The organism is Microcoleus sp. B9-D4 (assembly GCF_036705105.1).
GTDB lineage: Bacteria > Cyanobacteriota > Cyanobacteriia > Cyanobacteriales > Microcoleaceae > Microcoleus.
The window spans coordinates 21,328-37,131 of record NZ_JAUBTS010000007.1 but is presented as its reverse complement, the minus strand read 5'-3'; the positions used below and the strand labels follow the sequence as shown (position 1 = coordinate 37,131).

At 43.6% G+C, this 15,804-nt stretch carries 16 protein-coding genes; 11 read left to right on the top strand and 5 right to left on the bottom strand.

Annotated elements, in window-relative coordinates; all coding sequences use genetic code 11:
- Positions 1-71: 71 nt before the first annotated feature.
- The 5 genes from QUB24_RS06195 (at position 72) to QUB24_RS06175 (ending at position 5,401) form a co-directional block, all read left to right on the top strand.
- Positions 72-1,739, top strand: coding sequence for a hypothetical protein (locus QUB24_RS06195; RefSeq protein ID WP_333143565.1), 1,668 nt, complete (start codon positions 72-74; stop codon positions 1,737-1,739).
- The gene (locus QUB24_RS06190; protein ID WP_333143564.1) at positions 1,732-2,244 is read left to right on the top strand and encodes a hypothetical protein; all 513 of its coding nucleotides are present in this window, start codon (positions 1,732-1,734) and stop codon (positions 2,242-2,244) included. The genes QUB24_RS06195 and QUB24_RS06190 overlap by 8 nt, the downstream gene beginning before the upstream one ends.
- A 49-nt stretch (positions 2,245-2,293) precedes the next feature.
- A complete protein-coding gene (locus QUB24_RS06185) occupies positions 2,294-3,091 on the top strand; it encodes a mobilization protein MobD-like protein (protein ID WP_333151697.1) in 798 nt (265 codons plus the stop codon).
- 707 nt (positions 3,092-3,798) lie between these two features.
- Positions 3,799-4,920, top strand: coding sequence for a DUF6753 family protein (locus QUB24_RS06180; RefSeq protein WP_333143562.1), 1,122 nt, complete (start codon positions 3,799-3,801; stop codon positions 4,918-4,920).
- Between the two features lie 58 nt (positions 4,921-4,978).
- On the top strand, positions 4,979-5,401 hold the full coding sequence (locus tag QUB24_RS06175) for a hypothetical protein (protein ID WP_333143561.1): 423 nt from the start codon (positions 4,979-4,981) through the stop codon (positions 5,399-5,401).
- Here the strand turns inward: QUB24_RS06175 and QUB24_RS06170 are convergent.
- The gene (locus QUB24_RS06170) at positions 5,343-6,581 is read right to left on the bottom strand and encodes a hypothetical protein (RefSeq protein ID WP_333151695.1); all 1,239 of its coding nucleotides are present in this window, start codon (positions 6,579-6,581) and stop codon (positions 5,343-5,345) included. The two genes, QUB24_RS06175 and QUB24_RS06170, sit on opposite strands and share 59 nt — an antisense overlap.
- Before the next feature lie 169 nt (positions 6,582-6,750).
- Here QUB24_RS06170 and QUB24_RS06165 point away from each other — a divergent pair, with 169 nt between their 5' ends.
- The 3 genes from QUB24_RS06165 (at position 6,751) to QUB24_RS06155 (ending at position 7,890) form a co-directional block, all read left to right on the top strand.
- The gene (locus QUB24_RS06165) at positions 6,751-6,984 is read left to right on the top strand and encodes a hypothetical protein (RefSeq protein ID WP_194012320.1); all 234 of its coding nucleotides are present in this window, start codon (positions 6,751-6,753) and stop codon (positions 6,982-6,984) included.
- A gap of 152 nt (positions 6,985-7,136) precedes the next feature.
- The gene (locus QUB24_RS06160; protein WP_333151692.1) at positions 7,137-7,757 is read left to right on the top strand and encodes a Uma2 family endonuclease; all 621 of its coding nucleotides are present in this window, start codon (positions 7,137-7,139) and stop codon (positions 7,755-7,757) included.
- Positions 7,744-7,890 carry a hypothetical protein gene (locus QUB24_RS06155; protein ID WP_333151689.1) on the top strand — a complete coding sequence of 49 codons (147 nt, stop codon included), beginning with the start codon at positions 7,744-7,746 and terminating at the stop codon, positions 7,888-7,890. The genes QUB24_RS06160 and QUB24_RS06155 overlap by 14 nt, the downstream gene beginning before the upstream one ends.
- A 109-nt stretch (positions 7,891-7,999) precedes the next feature.
- Here QUB24_RS06155 and QUB24_RS06150 read toward each other — a convergent pair whose 3' ends face one another.
- The 3 genes from QUB24_RS06150 to QUB24_RS06140 form a co-directional block, all read right to left on the bottom strand.
- Positions 8,000-8,521: a hypothetical protein gene (locus QUB24_RS06150; protein WP_333151687.1), complete on the bottom strand. Its 522-nt coding sequence runs from the start codon at positions 8,519-8,521 to the stop codon at positions 8,000-8,002.
- 185 nt (positions 8,522-8,706) lie between these two features.
- Positions 8,707-9,066, bottom strand: coding sequence for a hypothetical protein (locus tag QUB24_RS06145; RefSeq protein ID WP_015179737.1), 360 nt, complete (start codon positions 9,064-9,066; stop codon positions 8,707-8,709).
- 282 nt (positions 9,067-9,348) lie between these two features.
- Positions 9,349-10,095, bottom strand: coding sequence for a hypothetical protein (locus QUB24_RS06140; protein WP_333151685.1), 747 nt, complete (start codon positions 10,093-10,095; stop codon positions 9,349-9,351).
- 141 nt (positions 10,096-10,236) lie between these two features.
- On the opposite strand from QUB24_RS06140, the gene QUB24_RS06135 reads away from it, so the two are divergent.
- Positions 10,237-11,910: an AAA family ATPase gene (locus QUB24_RS06135; protein WP_333151683.1), complete on the top strand. Its 1,674-nt coding sequence runs from the start codon at positions 10,237-10,239 to the stop codon at positions 11,908-11,910.
- 74 nt (positions 11,911-11,984) lie between these two features.
- Here QUB24_RS06135 and QUB24_RS06130 read toward each other — a convergent pair whose 3' ends face one another.
- Complete coding sequence (locus tag QUB24_RS06130) at positions 11,985-13,841, bottom strand: bifunctional 3'-5' exonuclease/DNA polymerase (RefSeq protein ID WP_333151681.1); 1,857 nt, start codon at positions 13,839-13,841, stop codon at positions 11,985-11,987.
- A gap of 478 nt (positions 13,842-14,319) precedes the next feature.
- Here QUB24_RS06130 and QUB24_RS06125 point away from each other — a divergent pair, with 478 nt between their 5' ends.
- Positions 14,320-14,880 carry a hypothetical protein gene (locus QUB24_RS06125; RefSeq protein ID WP_333151679.1) on the top strand — a complete coding sequence of 187 codons (561 nt, stop codon included), beginning with the start codon at positions 14,320-14,322 and terminating at the stop codon, positions 14,878-14,880.
- Positions 14,877-15,548, top strand: coding sequence for a hypothetical protein (locus QUB24_RS06120; RefSeq protein ID WP_333151677.1), 672 nt, complete (start codon positions 14,877-14,879; stop codon positions 15,546-15,548). Before QUB24_RS06125 ends, QUB24_RS06120 begins: the two co-directional genes overlap by 4 nt.
- Positions 15,549-15,804: the final 256 nt, after the last annotated feature.

Here is a 15,804-nt window from a genome sequence, read left to right as displayed (position 1 = left end):
CGGATTTGGTGAGGTCAGACTTAAACTGAAGCCAATACTATCATTTTGTAACGTAATAAAAGCCAGCGTTTATGAAGAAAAAATCCTCAATACCAGATGCGATTCTGGCTATAGATTTTGGCGGCTTATCTACTAGAGTTTTCTGCCAAAGCTCGCAAGCAGGCAGTAAAGCGAACTCCTTTGTAATGGAATCGCAGGTGGGGCCAGTGAGCCAAGACATAGCCAATTGTTTCACACAACCCAACCTCGCATCAGCATCTCCCGAAAATATTGCTTGGGTGGCAATTGGTAATGAATGCCGAGCCGTTGGTTACCTAGCAGCATCGCAATTCAATGCTCACATCGGTTTAGCGGGACTGAAGTACAGTAGCGCTTTGTACAAAGCTCTAGCAGCTTTGTGGGTAGTGTCGCGGAAGTTAGATTTAGGCAGTCAATTTAGCGCTGCGATCTCCGTTTTCTTGCCCCCAGGCGAGTTTAATGACTCCAAGCAATTTTTTGAACTCTTAAGTCAATACTCTGCTTCATTTGAAACACCCACAGGCAAGCTCTCCGTTACCCTGGACAAAACCCAAGCTTTGCAAGAAGGCGGCGGCATTGCTTTGATCCACAACAGTAATTTAGGTTCAGCCTTCAAGCAGCGGGTAACTGCCTTTGTTATGGTAGGATTTCGCAATGCTTCGGTAATAGTTTCGGCACGCGGTGCTGTCGGTAAGGGCAAAACTTCAGACTTAGGAATGGTAAGGTTGGTGGATCTAGTTCAAGAGCGAACATCTAACTACGATGCTTCCCGTTTGGCTTTATCAATCGCTCAAGCGGGCGTAAGCTACAACCGCCCTTACTTTTACCGAATTGCTCGGAATCGAGAGGAAACAGCTAAAGATCGAGAAGTTGACCAATTGATTGAAGCAGTCAAGCTGTCTCGCTTCGACTACGCTCGAATGCTATCTCATTGGATTAATGAAGTGCTGCCGCCCGATTTAGATGAAATTGTATTTTGCGGGGGGACTTCTGAATATATGAAGCCAGAACTGCGAAATCAGTTTTCTCCTTATTCGCTGTCTTGGCACGCAGGCATAACAGTGCCAAAAACACTTGACCCTGATGGTTTAGGTTGCCGCATAGCTGATGTTTACGGACTATTTTCTTACTTCAAATCTCAGTTTGAGGTACTGAGGCAAAGCTCTGTTGCGGCAACTTCTCAGAGGGCAGAAGATACAACTTCTACTTCAGGAGATGCTCCACTCCCTCCAACTGATATACAGAGTGTAAAAGAATGTGCTGAACAATCTATCAAGCCCAAATCTGAACAATCTACCAAGCCCAAATCTGAACAACCTACTCACCCAAAATCCGAGCCACCTACTCAATTAAAAATTGAGCAATTTACTCACGCTAAATCCGAGCAATCTACTGAACAAAAATTTGAGGAATCTACTGAACAAAAGACTGAAGATATTACTGAACAAAAATTTGAAGAACCCGCTGAACAAAAATTTGAGGAACCCACTGAACAAAACACTGAAATTATTACTGAACAAAACAGTGAAGTTTGCGCTCAACAAAATGCTGATTCAAGTATCAAAGATAGCTGCTTAGATGATTCTAATAAATGGAGTGAGGAGGAGGAGTCGTCCAATACAGAACCTTCATTAGAGGAATCAGAAGCAAACTTAGATGCAGCTCTCTTATTGGGAGGACCCTACCGAGGTGCTGGAAAGAAGGTGAGGAATTATGCCTAGAAAACGTTACAAGGAATTTTGCTGGCGCTGTCAAGTTTTGCCAGATTCCGAAGACGCTATCTTGCTATCTTACCTGCAAAATCATCCTTTTTTTAGTTTACAGGAAACGATTTTACCTCTAATCAAAGCGCGGTGGCTGTTAGCATCATTACGCAATAGCGGTAGTCATTCTAGTACAGAGTTAGAGTATTTGAGGCGAGAAAGCATTAATTTTTTGCTTAGGCAGATAGATGAAGTTTGCCGAGATGCGGGATTTAACTGTACCGAGTTAGGAGTAATTGCCCCTGGTATTTCTTCGGGTTTAATTCCTTTAGCTACTTTCCCTCACTTATCGAATTCAGGTGCATCTATTGCTACGGAATTAACTGCCCCTGAGAGTTCAAATCCCGCAAGTTTGCCCGAAGAAAAAGAACCAGAGGAATTTTCGGGAGAAGTTGAGTTTGAAAACAGCGCATTTAACTTAGCTGGTTTCGATCCGGCAATGGTCGGGCCTAGCTTTAGTTAAAAATTATTAAGTCTTGAATAGACATCGACATCCAGCAAGGAGGAATGAAATGACTAACATGATTCACTTGGTTGACGGCGAGAAAGGTGGTGTTGGCAAGTCGATGCTAACTCGGATTCTGGTTGAATTCAATCAGAAGTATGAACTGCTGTACACGTTAATTGATGGCGATTTTCAAAATCCTGACGTGCAGCAGCGCTATCCTGAACACAATGCAAAAATCGTAGCTTTAGTTGAAGATGAAGAGAAGTTTTTCGATATCGATATTATTTTTGAAACAGCAGTAGAAACTCCTGTGATTGTCAATTTACCAGCTCGGGTTTACAGCATTATCAACAAATGGATTGACGAAGCTAATTTAACCTCTCCTGATTTTAAAGAGCAGTCAGGAGTTGATGTATGCAAGTGGTTTATTTGCGGTGGCACGACGGACAGCATTGAAATGTTTATTGACTCTTTCAACTACTTTGAAGGTCAGCTCAATCACATTTTTGTCCGCAATTTTGGAGTTTGCAAAGATTGGTCGCACGTACAAAGCCATAAGGAAATGAACAAGCTCATTAATAATTACCGAATTCCTGTGGTAGATTTGCCTGCTCTGAGTGCAAGAGAGCGCAAGTTTATTGATACGAAGCGGTTGTCATTTTCTCAAGCAATGAAACACTCTGAATTCTTCTTGATTAGTCAGCAGCGATTGCATACTTTTCTGGAAGACTGTTTCCGTCTGATAGAAGATGTAGGTTTGTTTAACAACGCACCCAATCGCAATAAAAAAGACGTCATCGCTCCTTATGAACAAAAAAAAAATGAGGAAATGCAGAGAGAAAATGAGCAACAAAATGAGTAACCAAATAAGCAACAGGTTGTAAAGTCTCAGGAGGCTGTAATTTGTAAAAAAGGTATCGTAAGCTTTTAAGAATCTAAATTAAGGCTTACGCACAGACTCTACTGATAGGGTGTGCCGAAACCAGCCCGCTGGCTGAGTGCAATCAACGCAGTTGTGTTATCCCAGGCGTTGGATATTAGCAATAAACGTTGTTTATTGCGTTTAAATTCTGAAAAGAAGAAGATTGATCGATCGCCCGCTACGAGATTTCCAGGGTTTCAAAAACTTCTTCACCACTGGGCCAGCGGGCTGGGTGTGCCGAAACACATCTTAATACTACAGATAGTGTCTAAACCGATAATTTGCGGGTATTCCTGTAAATTTTACAGTCATATCAATTCCGGTTGCACTCAGACATGATGTTGACTGTTGACCCTTCGACCCTTCGGCTACGCGGTTCCTGAGCGTAGTCGAAGGGCAGGGCGACGCTCCGCTCAGGGCGACGCTGTTGACTGTGAATCGAACAACTGAAAATTGCGCCGAGATAGGTGGCGACTTGTAACAATCATTCATAAATTGCCCTCTAATTTATCACCTGACGATGCAGCCGGAAACGAGATCAATGGGTGATGAACTCGTTAGGAGACGGACAAAATATGAGTTCACACTATAGAATGCGCGAAGCAGAACAGCATAAAGATTAGGATTTTGATTAGGTAGGAGGTTAAATGTCCGATCGACTTTTAGAAGAACTTTCCGAAGTTGACTCTGAAGAGTTTGGCGAGATATTGGAAACGCCAAGGGAACAGGGCAGACTTAATAATACCAAAAATAATTCCATACAATCCGCTGAAAATTCGCAAAGTTTGCCCGATTCTCCAGATACATTCCCAGAAGATGCAGTAGAAGAAAAGTTGAAATCCGATGGGAGTAAGCTAAATGAAAAGGAGTTTTGGGAACTCATAGACGATGATTCGAGGGAAAGAGAAGCTCTGAACAGAGATCCTTTATCTGCCTCTCCCATGTACGAGAGAGATACTGAGTCACTAATCAGCCAGGTACTCAAGGGCAAAGACTCCAAATTTCGCTCTCATGTCATTCAGACAGCTTACCGATACGGTCTCAATAAAAATGACCCGCTTTTTATCGTATTGCTGGCTACAGGTCAACTCGAACTGCTGTTAGAAAAAAAACCACAAGAGATTGACCAGTTTTTCAAGAATTGGCAATCTCAATGGCAAGGTGATTTGAAAGATTCTCAAGCTGTTATTTCTCAAGAACTGGAACAAGTTCGGCAGCTTACTGAAAATTGGGAAAAAGAAAGCAGGGAGTTTTTAGAACGGCAGGGAAAAGCGGCTGTTAAGGTGCAACATCGCCACATTTCTAACTCAGTTTACACCCTAGTGCGACAAGCAGCTTTAGAGAAAGTTGCTCACGATATTTGGTCGGTGATTTTTGGGAGCGGGGTGGTGTTAGGGGCAATGGCGATCGGCGCTTTTATCGGGTTAGCTGTGCCCCGGTTCATTCCACCGCCTGAACTCGACCCAAAAGGGCCGCGCCAGCTCACTTTAGAACAAGCTGTAGCTCTCGAATGGGGGCTGAGCAAAGAGGGTCAGTTTGCTCGCAAGAACGCGGATACAATTCAGTGGGCAACAAGCAATGAAGGGAAATATGCTCGCCAACTTATGAGCTGGAATCAAGCTTTGTTGAGCGAGAAAGGTGGCAAAAAATTGTGTGAAACTGAGATAAATCGATTGGGGGTGACGCTGACAGTAGAGGGTAAACCTGCACAAAAAGGATTTTGTACTTTGTGGATTCGCTCCCCTCAAGAACGAGAGTTTGTTCCTTGATGGCAAATACTAAAGTCTTGAATGGGATGTAAATAAGTTAGCTTAACAGGAGAAATCTATGATTGCCAATTTGAACAATCAGCCGTTACCTGACCAAAATCAGAAGCAAGTGCAGTCGCAAATATCGGGTGTTTTAGTTGCACTAGACGACCCATTCGATAACATGGTTTGGGATTACTGTTTGAGTCAAACATACCCAATATCGGAACAGATTAAGATTGTACTGAGTGCTTTCTGGGGGCCGTTTGCTGCTAAAAATGCTAGCAAGTCTCCTGAGCGAGTGCGAGCGATCGCTTGTTATTCACTGCGACAATTAGCAGCTCAACAAAAATTGATTGGCTCAGTGTTTGAACTGTCAAGTGAATCAAATAAAATTTCCGAAGTTATTGCTGTTCTCAAAAGGGAAAATAGTTGTGAGGCACTCAATCAAGCTTGTGTGTGTTCTCAATATGTTCTAAATACTGCAATTCGGTGGGAGTAAGAACCGTTGCTCTTTCTAACAAGTTGAGGATTTCTATCTCAAAAGGATCTAGATTTCCTAATTGGTGAAGTCGGCCAGTGCGATCGCAAATTTCTTGAAGTCCGGGTTGATTTTCGAGCGGTACAGCAGTAAGAGCCGAGTGTTTGAAGGTATGCAAATTCATGGCAAGAGTAGGGATGTGCCGCATCCACACGGTAGCCGTTTTCTCGCCCACTGACTGAATGCGCCCCAACCGACCGTTAACGTCCTGGCGATCGGGCGCGTACACTTCCACCAAGGAACCAATTTTGAGCGTCAGGTGGTGGGCGATCTTAGGTTCGCCTTCAGGTTTTACTTTTTTGTCGCGCCCCTGTAAAGTTTTGGCAACCTGAGCCGGATTGCTGCGAGTGTCGTTTGCCAAAGCGATGACCTGCTTCTTGGTCAGCCCAGCAGAGCGATTCAGTATTTTCCACTTCACTTCGTCCCCTCCAATAAAACTGAGAGCATCCACAGCTCGAGTAAATTGGGCATCCCGGTAAATCGTTCTGGGGGAAGCTTTGAACCGTTCTCCTAACTCTCGTGCTGTTTTGTCTGTCAAGCTGCCATTTTGACAGCTTGCTCCTTCTGGCATTGTTTTGTCTGTCAAGTGGTCATTTTGACAGCTTGCCTCATCTGGCATTGTTTTGTCTGTCAAGCTGCCATTTTGACAGCTTGCTCTATCTGGCGATACTTTGTCTGTCAAACTGTCAAAATGACAGTTTGCCGAACGCTTGCCCCCGTGAGATTCCTTGGTCAGCTCGTACCAGGTGCCGCGCAGGTAGCTAACGGATTCTGGCGTCAAGCTGCGCCGTCCCAGTTGGTTGGCGATCGTCCAGACCTTGACTGCATTCCGACTGTCAAAAGACATCTCTACAATTTTGTATGGTATGCCGTGCGCGGTACAGATGGCGAACCTGTTGTGGCCGTCGATGAGAAGCTTTTCCTCGGCCCAGACTACTAACGGATCGCGGCATCCTTCCTCCAGAATGCTCGCTTGCAGGGCGGCTTTTTCGTCTTTACTCAGGGGAGGAATGAGAGATTGAAATTCGGGGTCGATTCGCAGTTGTTTCGCAGCACAAGAGGTACACCCTCCAATACCCCCCGGCAAAACAATTAACGCTTGCGGCTCCCGATCGTCTGCTTCTGATTGCATTTGACGCATTCCTGGCGAGTTTGTTGAATGCAAGGCTCGCCCGCGCTCGACCGCAACCGGAGTAGGGGAGTCAGCGCGGGCAGGAATTTTCTTGAACTATTCAACACTAACATAGTTATCGTCGAGAAGCCTCCAGAAAATGCGAAAATAGTAAAAAAAAGGAAATGCTATCCACGCTATGTCACCTAGGAAAGGAATTCACCCCCATCCCAACTCACTAGCCAACCTCAACCGCTCTGGGGGACAACCCCGCTATGAAGAACCCAAGAAGCAAAGAAATATTCAGGTAACATCGGTAGGATGGGAAGGAATTCGCGCGATCGCCATTGAACGCGGATTGAGTCTCAACGAGTTGATAGAACAGATTGGCCGGGGTCTGATTCCCCTTGGCAATGGTGAAAAAAGTAACTAATTGCCAGATATGGAAAGAGAGGTTAGAGCAAAAAAACTTTCTATCAACTAGTTACGAGAAGTTTTATTAATAGTAACAACGGTGTTTTTATCGGTTAAAAAATGTTCTAACTTACGGTATTGTGCCCTGCCAATATATCAGGAAAAAATATAATGGTTCAATCACATCCAAAACTTATAACTGTTGATGAATTTATTACAAGCTACGGCGACAGCGATTGCTACGAACTGATTGATGGTGAATTAACCGAAATGGAACCAACAGGGCCGCACGAACAAATATCCGGTTTTCTGGGACGAAAACTGAATGTAGAAATTGACCGCCTGGATCTACCCTACCTTATCCCCCCTCGCTGTCTCATCAAACTATTAGGAACAGCAACAGCATTTCGCCCCGATGTGCTTGTATTAAACCAAACTCGACTAATTAATGAACCTTTGTGGCAACAAGAACCTGTAATTACATCAGGTTCCTCAATTAAACTGATTGCTGAAGTCGTTAGCACCAACTGGCAGAACGATTACGCCCGCAAAGTTGAAGATTACGCCATACTAGGAGTGCCTGAGTATTGGATTGTTGACTATCTGGGCATTGGCGGCAGAGAATATATTGGCAAACCCAAACAGCCGACAGTTACAATTTGTACGCTGCGAGAAGACGAGTATCAAAAACAGTTGTTTCAAAATGACGATCGGCTTATTTCATCAATCTTTCCCGACTTGCAATTAACCGCACAAAAAATCTTCGCTGCCGGCAGATATGCTGCTATGTAGCTTATATCCAGGTAACGTCGGTAGGATGGAGGAAATTCGTGCGATCGCCATTGAATTGGGATTGAGTCTCAACGAGTTGAGCGAACAGATTGGCAAGGGTCTGATTCCCCTTGGCGCTGAAGAAAGTAACTAATAGCTTGGTCAGGAAAAGGAGGGTTCATTCAAAAAAACTTTCTATCAACTCGTTACCAGAAGTTTTTTTGAAAAAGAACACTAATTTAGTCGTTGATTCTCCGAGCATTTTAACTAGCTTTCAAAATTTGCTCAATTAGGGAGACAACTTGCTGCGGTCGATGCTCAAAGTGCTTCTTAATTTGAAATTTTAACGAATCTGCTGGCACATCTTTTTTGTTTAGTTTCAGGCGAATATGCTCACTTCGTGGGAGAGTGGAATTGAGCGCTCGAATAACGGTGCGGCATTGTCGGAGACTCAGGCTAGCGACTTGAATGAAGGGTAGATTTAATGTGTCGGTATCGAGTTGAATATTAGAAGCAAATTCGGCTTTAAGTTGTAGCGAAGAGGTGAGGCGCTGTTCTTCTGTGGGTTCTGGAGTTGCTGCCGATTCGGTAACAGCAGGAAAGGAAGCAATTTCATTGAGAAGAGGCACAAAATCTGGGGCAAGTTCTGCTGAGAGTTTTTCAGAATGATTCATCCGCTTCGATGCTAACAGCGTAGCGAGATAGTGAACAATTAAGCCACCGTAACCAAAAATTACCACAGTTTCAATTGTGAGGGTGAGAAAATGCTGAATATGTTCGTACATGATTATAATTTATTTGCAAGTGGAACATCTCTCAAACGCGCTCGCGTTTAATATCAAAACCTTACTAAAGCCTTCTGAGAATGCGATCGCAAATATCGCAAACGGAACTAATGCGGTGGGTGGGCGGGCAAATAAAATCCTGCTCCAAGCAGGATTTTATCCCCTTTATCGGGGGTCGTCATTGATTACTTGACAAAATCATCAATCTCTTCATTATCGTCAGTTGCCTTTTTCTTATGAGAAGCTTTGACTGCCGATTCGATATAACGGAAGTGCAAGTCAATCACAGCTTGCTCAGATGAAAGCCAGTAAACGTTGCTCAAGATTTCTTCAAGCATCTCGTCAGCCGAGTAGCCTTCATATTGCTTGTTAAACCAAGTATTGAACGCTTCCCAGTCAAGAGCTTTACCTTTCTGCAACTGTCGCTGTTTGGCACGTCCCGTTAACTCGCGGGCAACGTGCAAAAACATCTCGAAGCGCTGTTCTTCAAGAGTTTCTGCAAATTGCTTTTGCATCGGAGTTGGAGCTGATTTGCGATTAGCCATGATTAACACTCAAGCGTGTTTTTTTTCACAACTAAAGCGACGGCAGTCTGCTAATTACAATTAATTCAAAAAAAATAGTGGTGGGTGAGTGGGTAAAATTAAATTCACAATCAAGGTCAAAATTTCCTTGATTGTGAATTTGTTGGGTCTGCTTCCCAGAGCGTCCTGATTCGGACGGTGGCGACAATCATTACCCTCAATTGCGATTCGTAGAAAAGGCCTCGATAGAGGCAAAAAAATGCTCTGCTTTTTCAGCAGAGCTTTCTAATCAAACTTTAGCAATTATTCGTCGTCTTCCTCAAATTCTTCCTCTTCGTCTAAACTAAAATCATCCTCCTCATCGTCATCATCCTCATCCTCATCGCCTTCCTCGTCTTCGTCTTCGTCATCAATTTCATCGAGTATGTCATCAATTTCATCATCTTCATCATCGAGCTCGTCATCATCATCGAGTTCTTCAGTATCTTCTTCTGAGGATTTAGCTAACTCGTTGCGACGCTTTAAGCTTTGAGCATTGAACTCCATTAAATCGGCAATGGCAGCTTGCGGGTTGTCAGCAATTGTATCGTAAATTTGGCTCATCGCTAAGGCAACAACTTCGACATCATACTTGAGTTCCTCGGGTCGGCCAACTAGCTTGGGAAACACAGTATTGTTCCACTCTTGCCAGTCGAACTTTTTACCATTGCCATTGCCGTTGCGCTTGTTCAACTGAGCTTGAATATCCAATCCCAGTTTTTCGCGAATTGCGTGGCCAACCTTTGTCGAAATACGGCTATCGCGACGCTGAATTGTCACACCGTACTTCTTATGAATTGTATTGCGAATCTGTTTGACTAGCTCGCCAGCAAGTTGCTCCGGGCTGAGGTTAGGTTGAGGTTTTGATTTGGCTCCATTGTTACTGCTAACTGTTTGACTGTTCTGTTTTTCAGGTGGCTTAGATTTAGCAGGCACTGGTGAATGAGAGCGAATGGGAGTGGCGGCGGTTTGCTTTTTACTTGTGACCATGATTGACAATTTAACTTGCATAACATCAATTTATTAGTGCCGTTAGGCACAATTACCCCCTCCAATTGAGGGGGAGAATTTCGCTCATTAGCAGGACGCTAATTTTTAATTATGTTAGTTAAAGTTTTATGTTAAACATCCTCTATTTAGATGTATAAATTCATGAAATATTTCACGATCTCGTCTAATTTAAGAGCGACTCAAACTCCAATATTTGCCCTCGAATATTACAGTGCAGATCGCCAAAAAATATTGTCATCATTTCATCAGTACGCCAGTGAGTGTGGTTTACCTGTTTATTATTGGAATCCTGGCTATGCAACTCTTCAACAGGTGCGGTGTTTGGATAAACATCTCCCGAATTTAGGTTGTCATTCAGATATGACAAGCGTTTCAGATATTTCCCAGATGTATAATAGTGAATGCGTCTTATGTAAAACTGAGCTATCTGTCGAGAGTGATGTCCTGCAATTTCTGCTGGAAAATGACTGTCCCGGTATCTTTTTGTTAGAGGATATTTTGGAATCAGACAGTACCGAACAGCCTCTTATCCGCCGTTATTCTCAATTGGCTAACGCATTCTTTGAGCTGAAAGGGCGTTCAGCCGAGCAATATTGGGTACTGCTGGGCGAGTACATCCAACTGCCATCAAAGCTAAGGCCATTAATTCCTCTACTCAACTGCCCGTTACCCGATCGCTTTGAAGTCGAAGTTCTTGTGGATAATTTTTGCGATCGCAATTGTTCCCTTGATTTTGGTTTAGATGCGGTAGCTGCTAAAAAACGGCTGGCTGTTTCTAGTCTAGGGCTGCCAACTGCTGAAATTGAATTGGTGTTAGATCGATCGCTCTCTATGACTGCTTCAGTTGTCCAAATCGCACAGTTGGTATTGGAGCATAAAATATCGCAACTTCGAGACCAGGGGTTGGAGTTCATTGCTTCTCCCGACGTGCCTCATGCTGGCGGTTTAGATTTATTAGACGCTTATTTGAGCGAAGTCGTAAAGCTGTCAGAAGCTGATGCCAAGAAATATCACCTCAGACCTCCCAAAGGAATGCTGCTGTGGGGGCCGCCGGGGACGGGCAAAAGTTTGAGTGCAAAGCTAGCTGCTAAGAAGCTAGGTTATGCGCTTTTAGCAGCAAGTTGGGGCAATATTCTAGGTTCCTCTAATCCCGATCGCGCTCTCAACAAAATGCTGGATACAGCCGATAATTTGGGCGGCTGCGTGCTGTTCTTTGACGATTTTGACAAGGGTTTTTCTGGCTGGGAATCAAATGCTGATGGCGGTGTAGCTAGGCGACTGTCGCAGAAATTGCTCACCTGGATGCAGGAACATGAGAGCCCCGTGTTAATGTTAGCTACTGTTAACCGCTTAGAAATGCTGCCGGCTGAACTTATCCGCAGATTTGACGACGGCGGAATCTGGTTTGTGGATTTGCCACACAGCGGCGCTCGCTATGAGATTTTCAATTTGCACTTAGCTAAGTATTTCCCAGAGCAGTTTGGGGAAGGAAAAGAGAATCTTTGGAGCGACAGACAGTGGTATTCGCTACTATCTGATTATGCCGGAGCAACGAGCGCTGAAATTGCGATCGCAGTTAAACGCTGTGCTGAGCGAGCTTATTGTGAAGGGCGACCTGGTAAAATTGAATTGGCCGATCTGCGTTATCAGAGAACTCAGTTTGTGCTGTCGTCTGAGCGTTCTTCTGAAGATATCCAGGGGATTCGCAACAAAGCGTCCTTTGCTCGGCCTGCTTCTGGGAGGGATGGGTCTAAATTTGCGGCGGGAGAGCAAGAGTTATTCGAGTATCGGCCATCTGCTTACGATAAAACTTGAGTGCATGATAAATCGCAATAGCATCGGTTCGTTTTTTCCCTACTCCCACTCCCCAATCTTTCCCCGTTAATCTCTTACCCTCCCCAACTTTCCATCACTTTAATTTCTACCTCGCAAGGAATCGGAGAGAGAAATTTATTCCCGGCTCTCACCATACCTTTTTTAAGCAAGGCTTTAACTGGCCTCACTTCTTCAAGAGGACACTCTATTAAAATTTCATCGTGAACCACACAAATCAGTTTAGCATCCGTGCAGCTTAGAGGTGAAAAAATGAGAGCAAGAGCGAGTTTAGTAATGTCAGCGCTCATCCCTTGAATTGGGTTATTTAGCATTTCGTTAAGCAGTGGTTTAGTATCTTTTGACCATAATCTCCTTCTGCCTAAGACTGTCCGACTCTCTCGAATATCTCGGCTCCAGGCGCTCCGAACTTTGCCGTGAAATTGTTTGATACCTGTATAGGATTCAAAGAACTTCTTACGAAAGTGTGAAGCTTGTTGCAGCGTTAAAGTGACTCCATGCTCTGCTTGAGCCATATTCTTAAATTTCGTAACTCCCATGCCATAAATTAAACCGAAGTTAATAATTTTGCCGAGCTGTCTGTCTTCGACAGTAATTTTAGATAAAGGTTTTGCTAGCACCAAGGAAGCTGTGAGAGAGTGCAAATCTTCCCCTTTGGAGTAAGCTTTCACCATCGTGCGATCGCCCGAAACCTTCGCCATGATCCGCAGTTCAATCTGGCTGTAATCGGCTTTGAGCAGGACGTAACCGGGTGCAGCTTTAAAACACTGTCGGGTTTCCTTATCTCTGGGGATATTCGTTAAATTTGGCTCTCGACAACTAAACCGTCCTGATCTAGCACCAATCTGAAACCAATTGGGATGAATGCGCCCTGTAATCGGGTGAATGCGTTCAGGTAAACCCAGAGTAAAAGTATCGATACGAGCCGATAAACTGCGATATTCTAACAGTGCTTGAATAACGGGATACTCGCCTTGCAAAGGAATTAAATGTTGAGAGCTAGTGGAAGTAACAGGAATACCTTTCTCTTGCAAAGCCGCTAAGACTTGCTTGGGAGAGCGAGGATTAATTGTATCCGTAAATTCGGGCAGCAGAGAGATTTGTTGATTAGGGTTAGGTCGATGGAGTTGTGAATTAATTTGTTTTAAAAGAGAGTCGCGTTCATGACAGAGCTTCACTCCCAAAACTTTCCACTGTTCTCTATCTAAAAGCATTCCGTTGAGTTCCATAGAAGCCACCGCAGGCAGACAAGCAAACTCTAGTAAAGCAGTTTTCCAAAGCTTAGAAGCTTTCAGTTTTTGTTGCAGAGCAGCAGCCAGCGGGAATAAGATTGCAGCATCGGTAGCAGCATATTGGAGTTGAGCGAGTGTTAAGTTTGCCGACCAATCGCTAACTTGCTGCGTTTTGTCTAGCTTTACTTTCAACAAATTCTCAGTGACAGCATCTAGGGACAAATGGCGTTTTAGTCCAGCCGTCAGCACTCGGTAAGCCAAATAGGTATCGAAAAAGGGTTTGGATGGTTCCAGTCCGGCAAAAGCGAGCATTTGCCATTCAAATTTGAGGTTGTGACCTACCTTCAGTGCAGGACTCGCTAAGAGCAAGCGTAATGGTTCGAGGGAACTCGGTTCAATGGCCCATAAATCTACAATGATTACTGGATGGTCAGGAATGGCAAGTTGTAACAATCTAATTTTGGCTTTGTAGGGGTCAAGCCCTGTCGTTTCGCAGTCTATACCGATAATTTTTGCTTGTTGGAATGGTTGAAGAGCTGTTTCAAGATTGAAAGCAGTATCGATCAGTTGATAAGGAGTTTTAAGTGTAACTTGCAAATGAGCTATTTTAAGTTTGTCTGGACTCAAAACAGTTGGGATAGCGGTTGATTGTTTCTGCTCTTTTAGTGGATTAGGTTTCATAATTAGTTCCGTTTATAAAAAAGTGAAAGAATATCGTTGTGTCAATAATGCACAAAATTTAACTATTTTTAAGGAGTTTTCGACATTAGGTAGCTTGAGGATGATGGGTTTTATTTGGGAAGTATACGAGTTATAAGTCTGTTTTTTGTAAATCAATTTAAGTCCTGAACTTTAGGAATAAGGTAAGAGACATAAAGGATGGCGGTTGGTCTAAAAAAACCAGCCAACCCTGGTTTTGATTGAAAATAGTGGCCAACTTTAGAGCTGGCAACAGTTGTTTTGACTATCCCAAGTGCGGCCTAAAAGGTCGCAGCCTGGTTTGCCATCTGGAATCTTTTTACAAACGGCTGCGTTAGCGTCTGTACGATTAGCTTTTGAAAAAGATTTTTAGAGGGAGGTGAGTTGGAAAATATTGCTTGAATTGAAATTTTAAAATTATGACATATAATGTAGTTGTCACAATAATTAGGTTTGGCAATTGAATCGCCCTATCCAGCTTCTTCGAGTTCGAGATCGACAGGTAGTTAATGCTATCCTGACATCCGTTACTGAGAAGCATTTAGAAGATGCGACAACCCTGTGGCAACCAACGCTTCGAGGGAGTGGAGAAGAAGATGAATACTGGAATTGGGTTAGTAAAAGCTATAGAACTCAGTTTTTACCAGGAGATGAACTATATGCCATTGAGTGTGATGGCATAACTCAGGGTTTAATGACTATCGATATTTTAAAAAAACGCTGCTATATTGAGTCTCAATTGAGACGAAGATTGGTGTACGTCAAAGCCTTAGCAACGGCTCCCTGGAATCGACCAGCTATTAGCAATCCTCCCACTTATAAAGGAGTAGGTGGAACTCTAATAGATTTTGCGATTGCTCGTAGTGAGGAACTAGAATACCAAGGAAGGATAGGCTTCCACGCACTGCCTGGTGCGCTAGTATTTTATAGAAAGTTGAAAGTGGGGCTGCTAGACTGCGGTCCAGATCCTGAAGAACCCGACAATCTTAATTACTTTGAAACATTAAGGAAAGACAAATGAGTAACTCAATCCCCTCCCAGCCCCAATCCACAATAGATGATACAACCAGTTATCCGCGCTTGATGGAACTGATAGAAGCAGAAGATGCAGCTAATGGAGAAGTTGGCTGCGGTCGGAATTTGGGTAATAAACCTTCACTTTATCTAAAAACCTGCGGTATCAATATCTCTGATGAAAAGCTAAGAAATTTGTTAAGGGAGTATTTAGGTCATTTATTGATGGAGCTAGATTTTGACTCAATCATCAAGCAGGTGAGTCACTTCGTAGAGTCATTAGTCGTGCAGGAACACACTCAATTAGAGCAGACAAGACCAGCATTAATGCTCTTAGAATCAGTTGTTGAGCAAATCCCTGCGAAAGAACTCAAACAATGTATTGAGTCAGAATTGGGTGAGTTTTGTTCGGAAACTGCGATCGAGCAAATTGTTCAGTACACTGGTCAAGTGATTCACTATTCAATTCTCCAACCTCGACATAAGTGGCCCAAACCTATTTGGGTACTAAGTGCTCTTGAGAAGGTGTATATTGCTCAGGCATCTAGTTTAGATGCAGCAATTGCCCAAGTTAAAGCACAATATCCAGACGAAAGCGGAGAGCTGCAAGTAATAAAAGTCGGAGGTGTTCTCGCACCAAACCAAGTGATTTGCTTGGAGTTATTGAACAATTAATAAAAAATGCGGAAGTAATTTGGTAGCTTTGAACGCACCCCAACCTGCATCATATCCCCTCTCTTAAGCATGGGTATTCTTTAGCTTTTAGTTCCTACTTTCTCTTAAAAAACATTTTTCTCGACTTCGTATAATTGCCCAGTGCTGAGAGCCGTTAGGCAACCTTCCTAAAGCCGCCCCCTCCATTTAGAGGGGGTAATTTTTACTGAACGAAATCGCTCACAGGAATGAAGTTGCACGAACTCGATGCGATTTA

Coding starts and splice junctions, on each gene's coding strand:
- QUB24_RS06195 (WP_333143565.1), top strand. CDS start 72: ATGAAGAAAAAATCCTCAATACCAGATGCGATTCTGGCTATAGATTTT.
- QUB24_RS06185 (WP_333151697.1), top strand. CDS start 2,294: ATGACTAACATGATTCACTTGGTTGACGGCGAGAAAGGTGGTGTTGGC.
- QUB24_RS06170 (WP_333151695.1), bottom strand. CDS start 6,581: ATGCGTCAAATGCAATCAGAAGCAGACGATCGGGAGCCGCAAGCGTTA.
- QUB24_RS06160 (WP_333151692.1), top strand. CDS start 7,137: ATGGTTCAATCACATCCAAAACTTATAACTGTTGATGAATTTATTACA.
- QUB24_RS06165 (WP_194012320.1), top strand. CDS start 6,751: ATGTCACCTAGGAAAGGAATTCACCCCCATCCCAACTCACTAGCCAAC.
- QUB24_RS06150 (WP_333151687.1), bottom strand. CDS start 8,521: ATGTACGAACATATTCAGCATTTTCTCACCCTCACAATTGAAACTGTG.
- QUB24_RS06130 (WP_333151681.1), bottom strand. CDS start 13,841: ATGAAACCTAATCCACTAAAAGAGCAGAAACAATCAACCGCTATCCCA.
- QUB24_RS06175 (WP_333143561.1), top strand. CDS start 4,979: ATGATTGCCAATTTGAACAATCAGCCGTTACCTGACCAAAATCAGAAG.
- QUB24_RS06140 (WP_333151685.1), bottom strand. CDS start 10,095: ATGCAAGTTAAATTGTCAATCATGGTCACAAGTAAAAAGCAAACCGCC.
- QUB24_RS06190 (WP_333143564.1), top strand. CDS start 1,732: ATGCCTAGAAAACGTTACAAGGAATTTTGCTGGCGCTGTCAAGTTTTG.
- QUB24_RS06120 (WP_333151677.1), top strand. CDS start 14,877: ATGAGTAACTCAATCCCCTCCCAGCCCCAATCCACAATAGATGATACA.
- QUB24_RS06145 (WP_015179737.1), bottom strand. CDS start 9,066: ATGGCTAATCGCAAATCAGCTCCAACTCCGATGCAAAAGCAATTTGCA.
- QUB24_RS06135 (WP_333151683.1), top strand. CDS start 10,237: ATGAAATATTTCACGATCTCGTCTAATTTAAGAGCGACTCAAACTCCA.
- QUB24_RS06180 (WP_333143562.1), top strand. CDS start 3,799: ATGTCCGATCGACTTTTAGAAGAACTTTCCGAAGTTGACTCTGAAGAG.
- QUB24_RS06155 (WP_333151689.1), top strand. CDS start 7,744: ATGCTGCTATGTAGCTTATATCCAGGTAACGTCGGTAGGATGGAGGAA.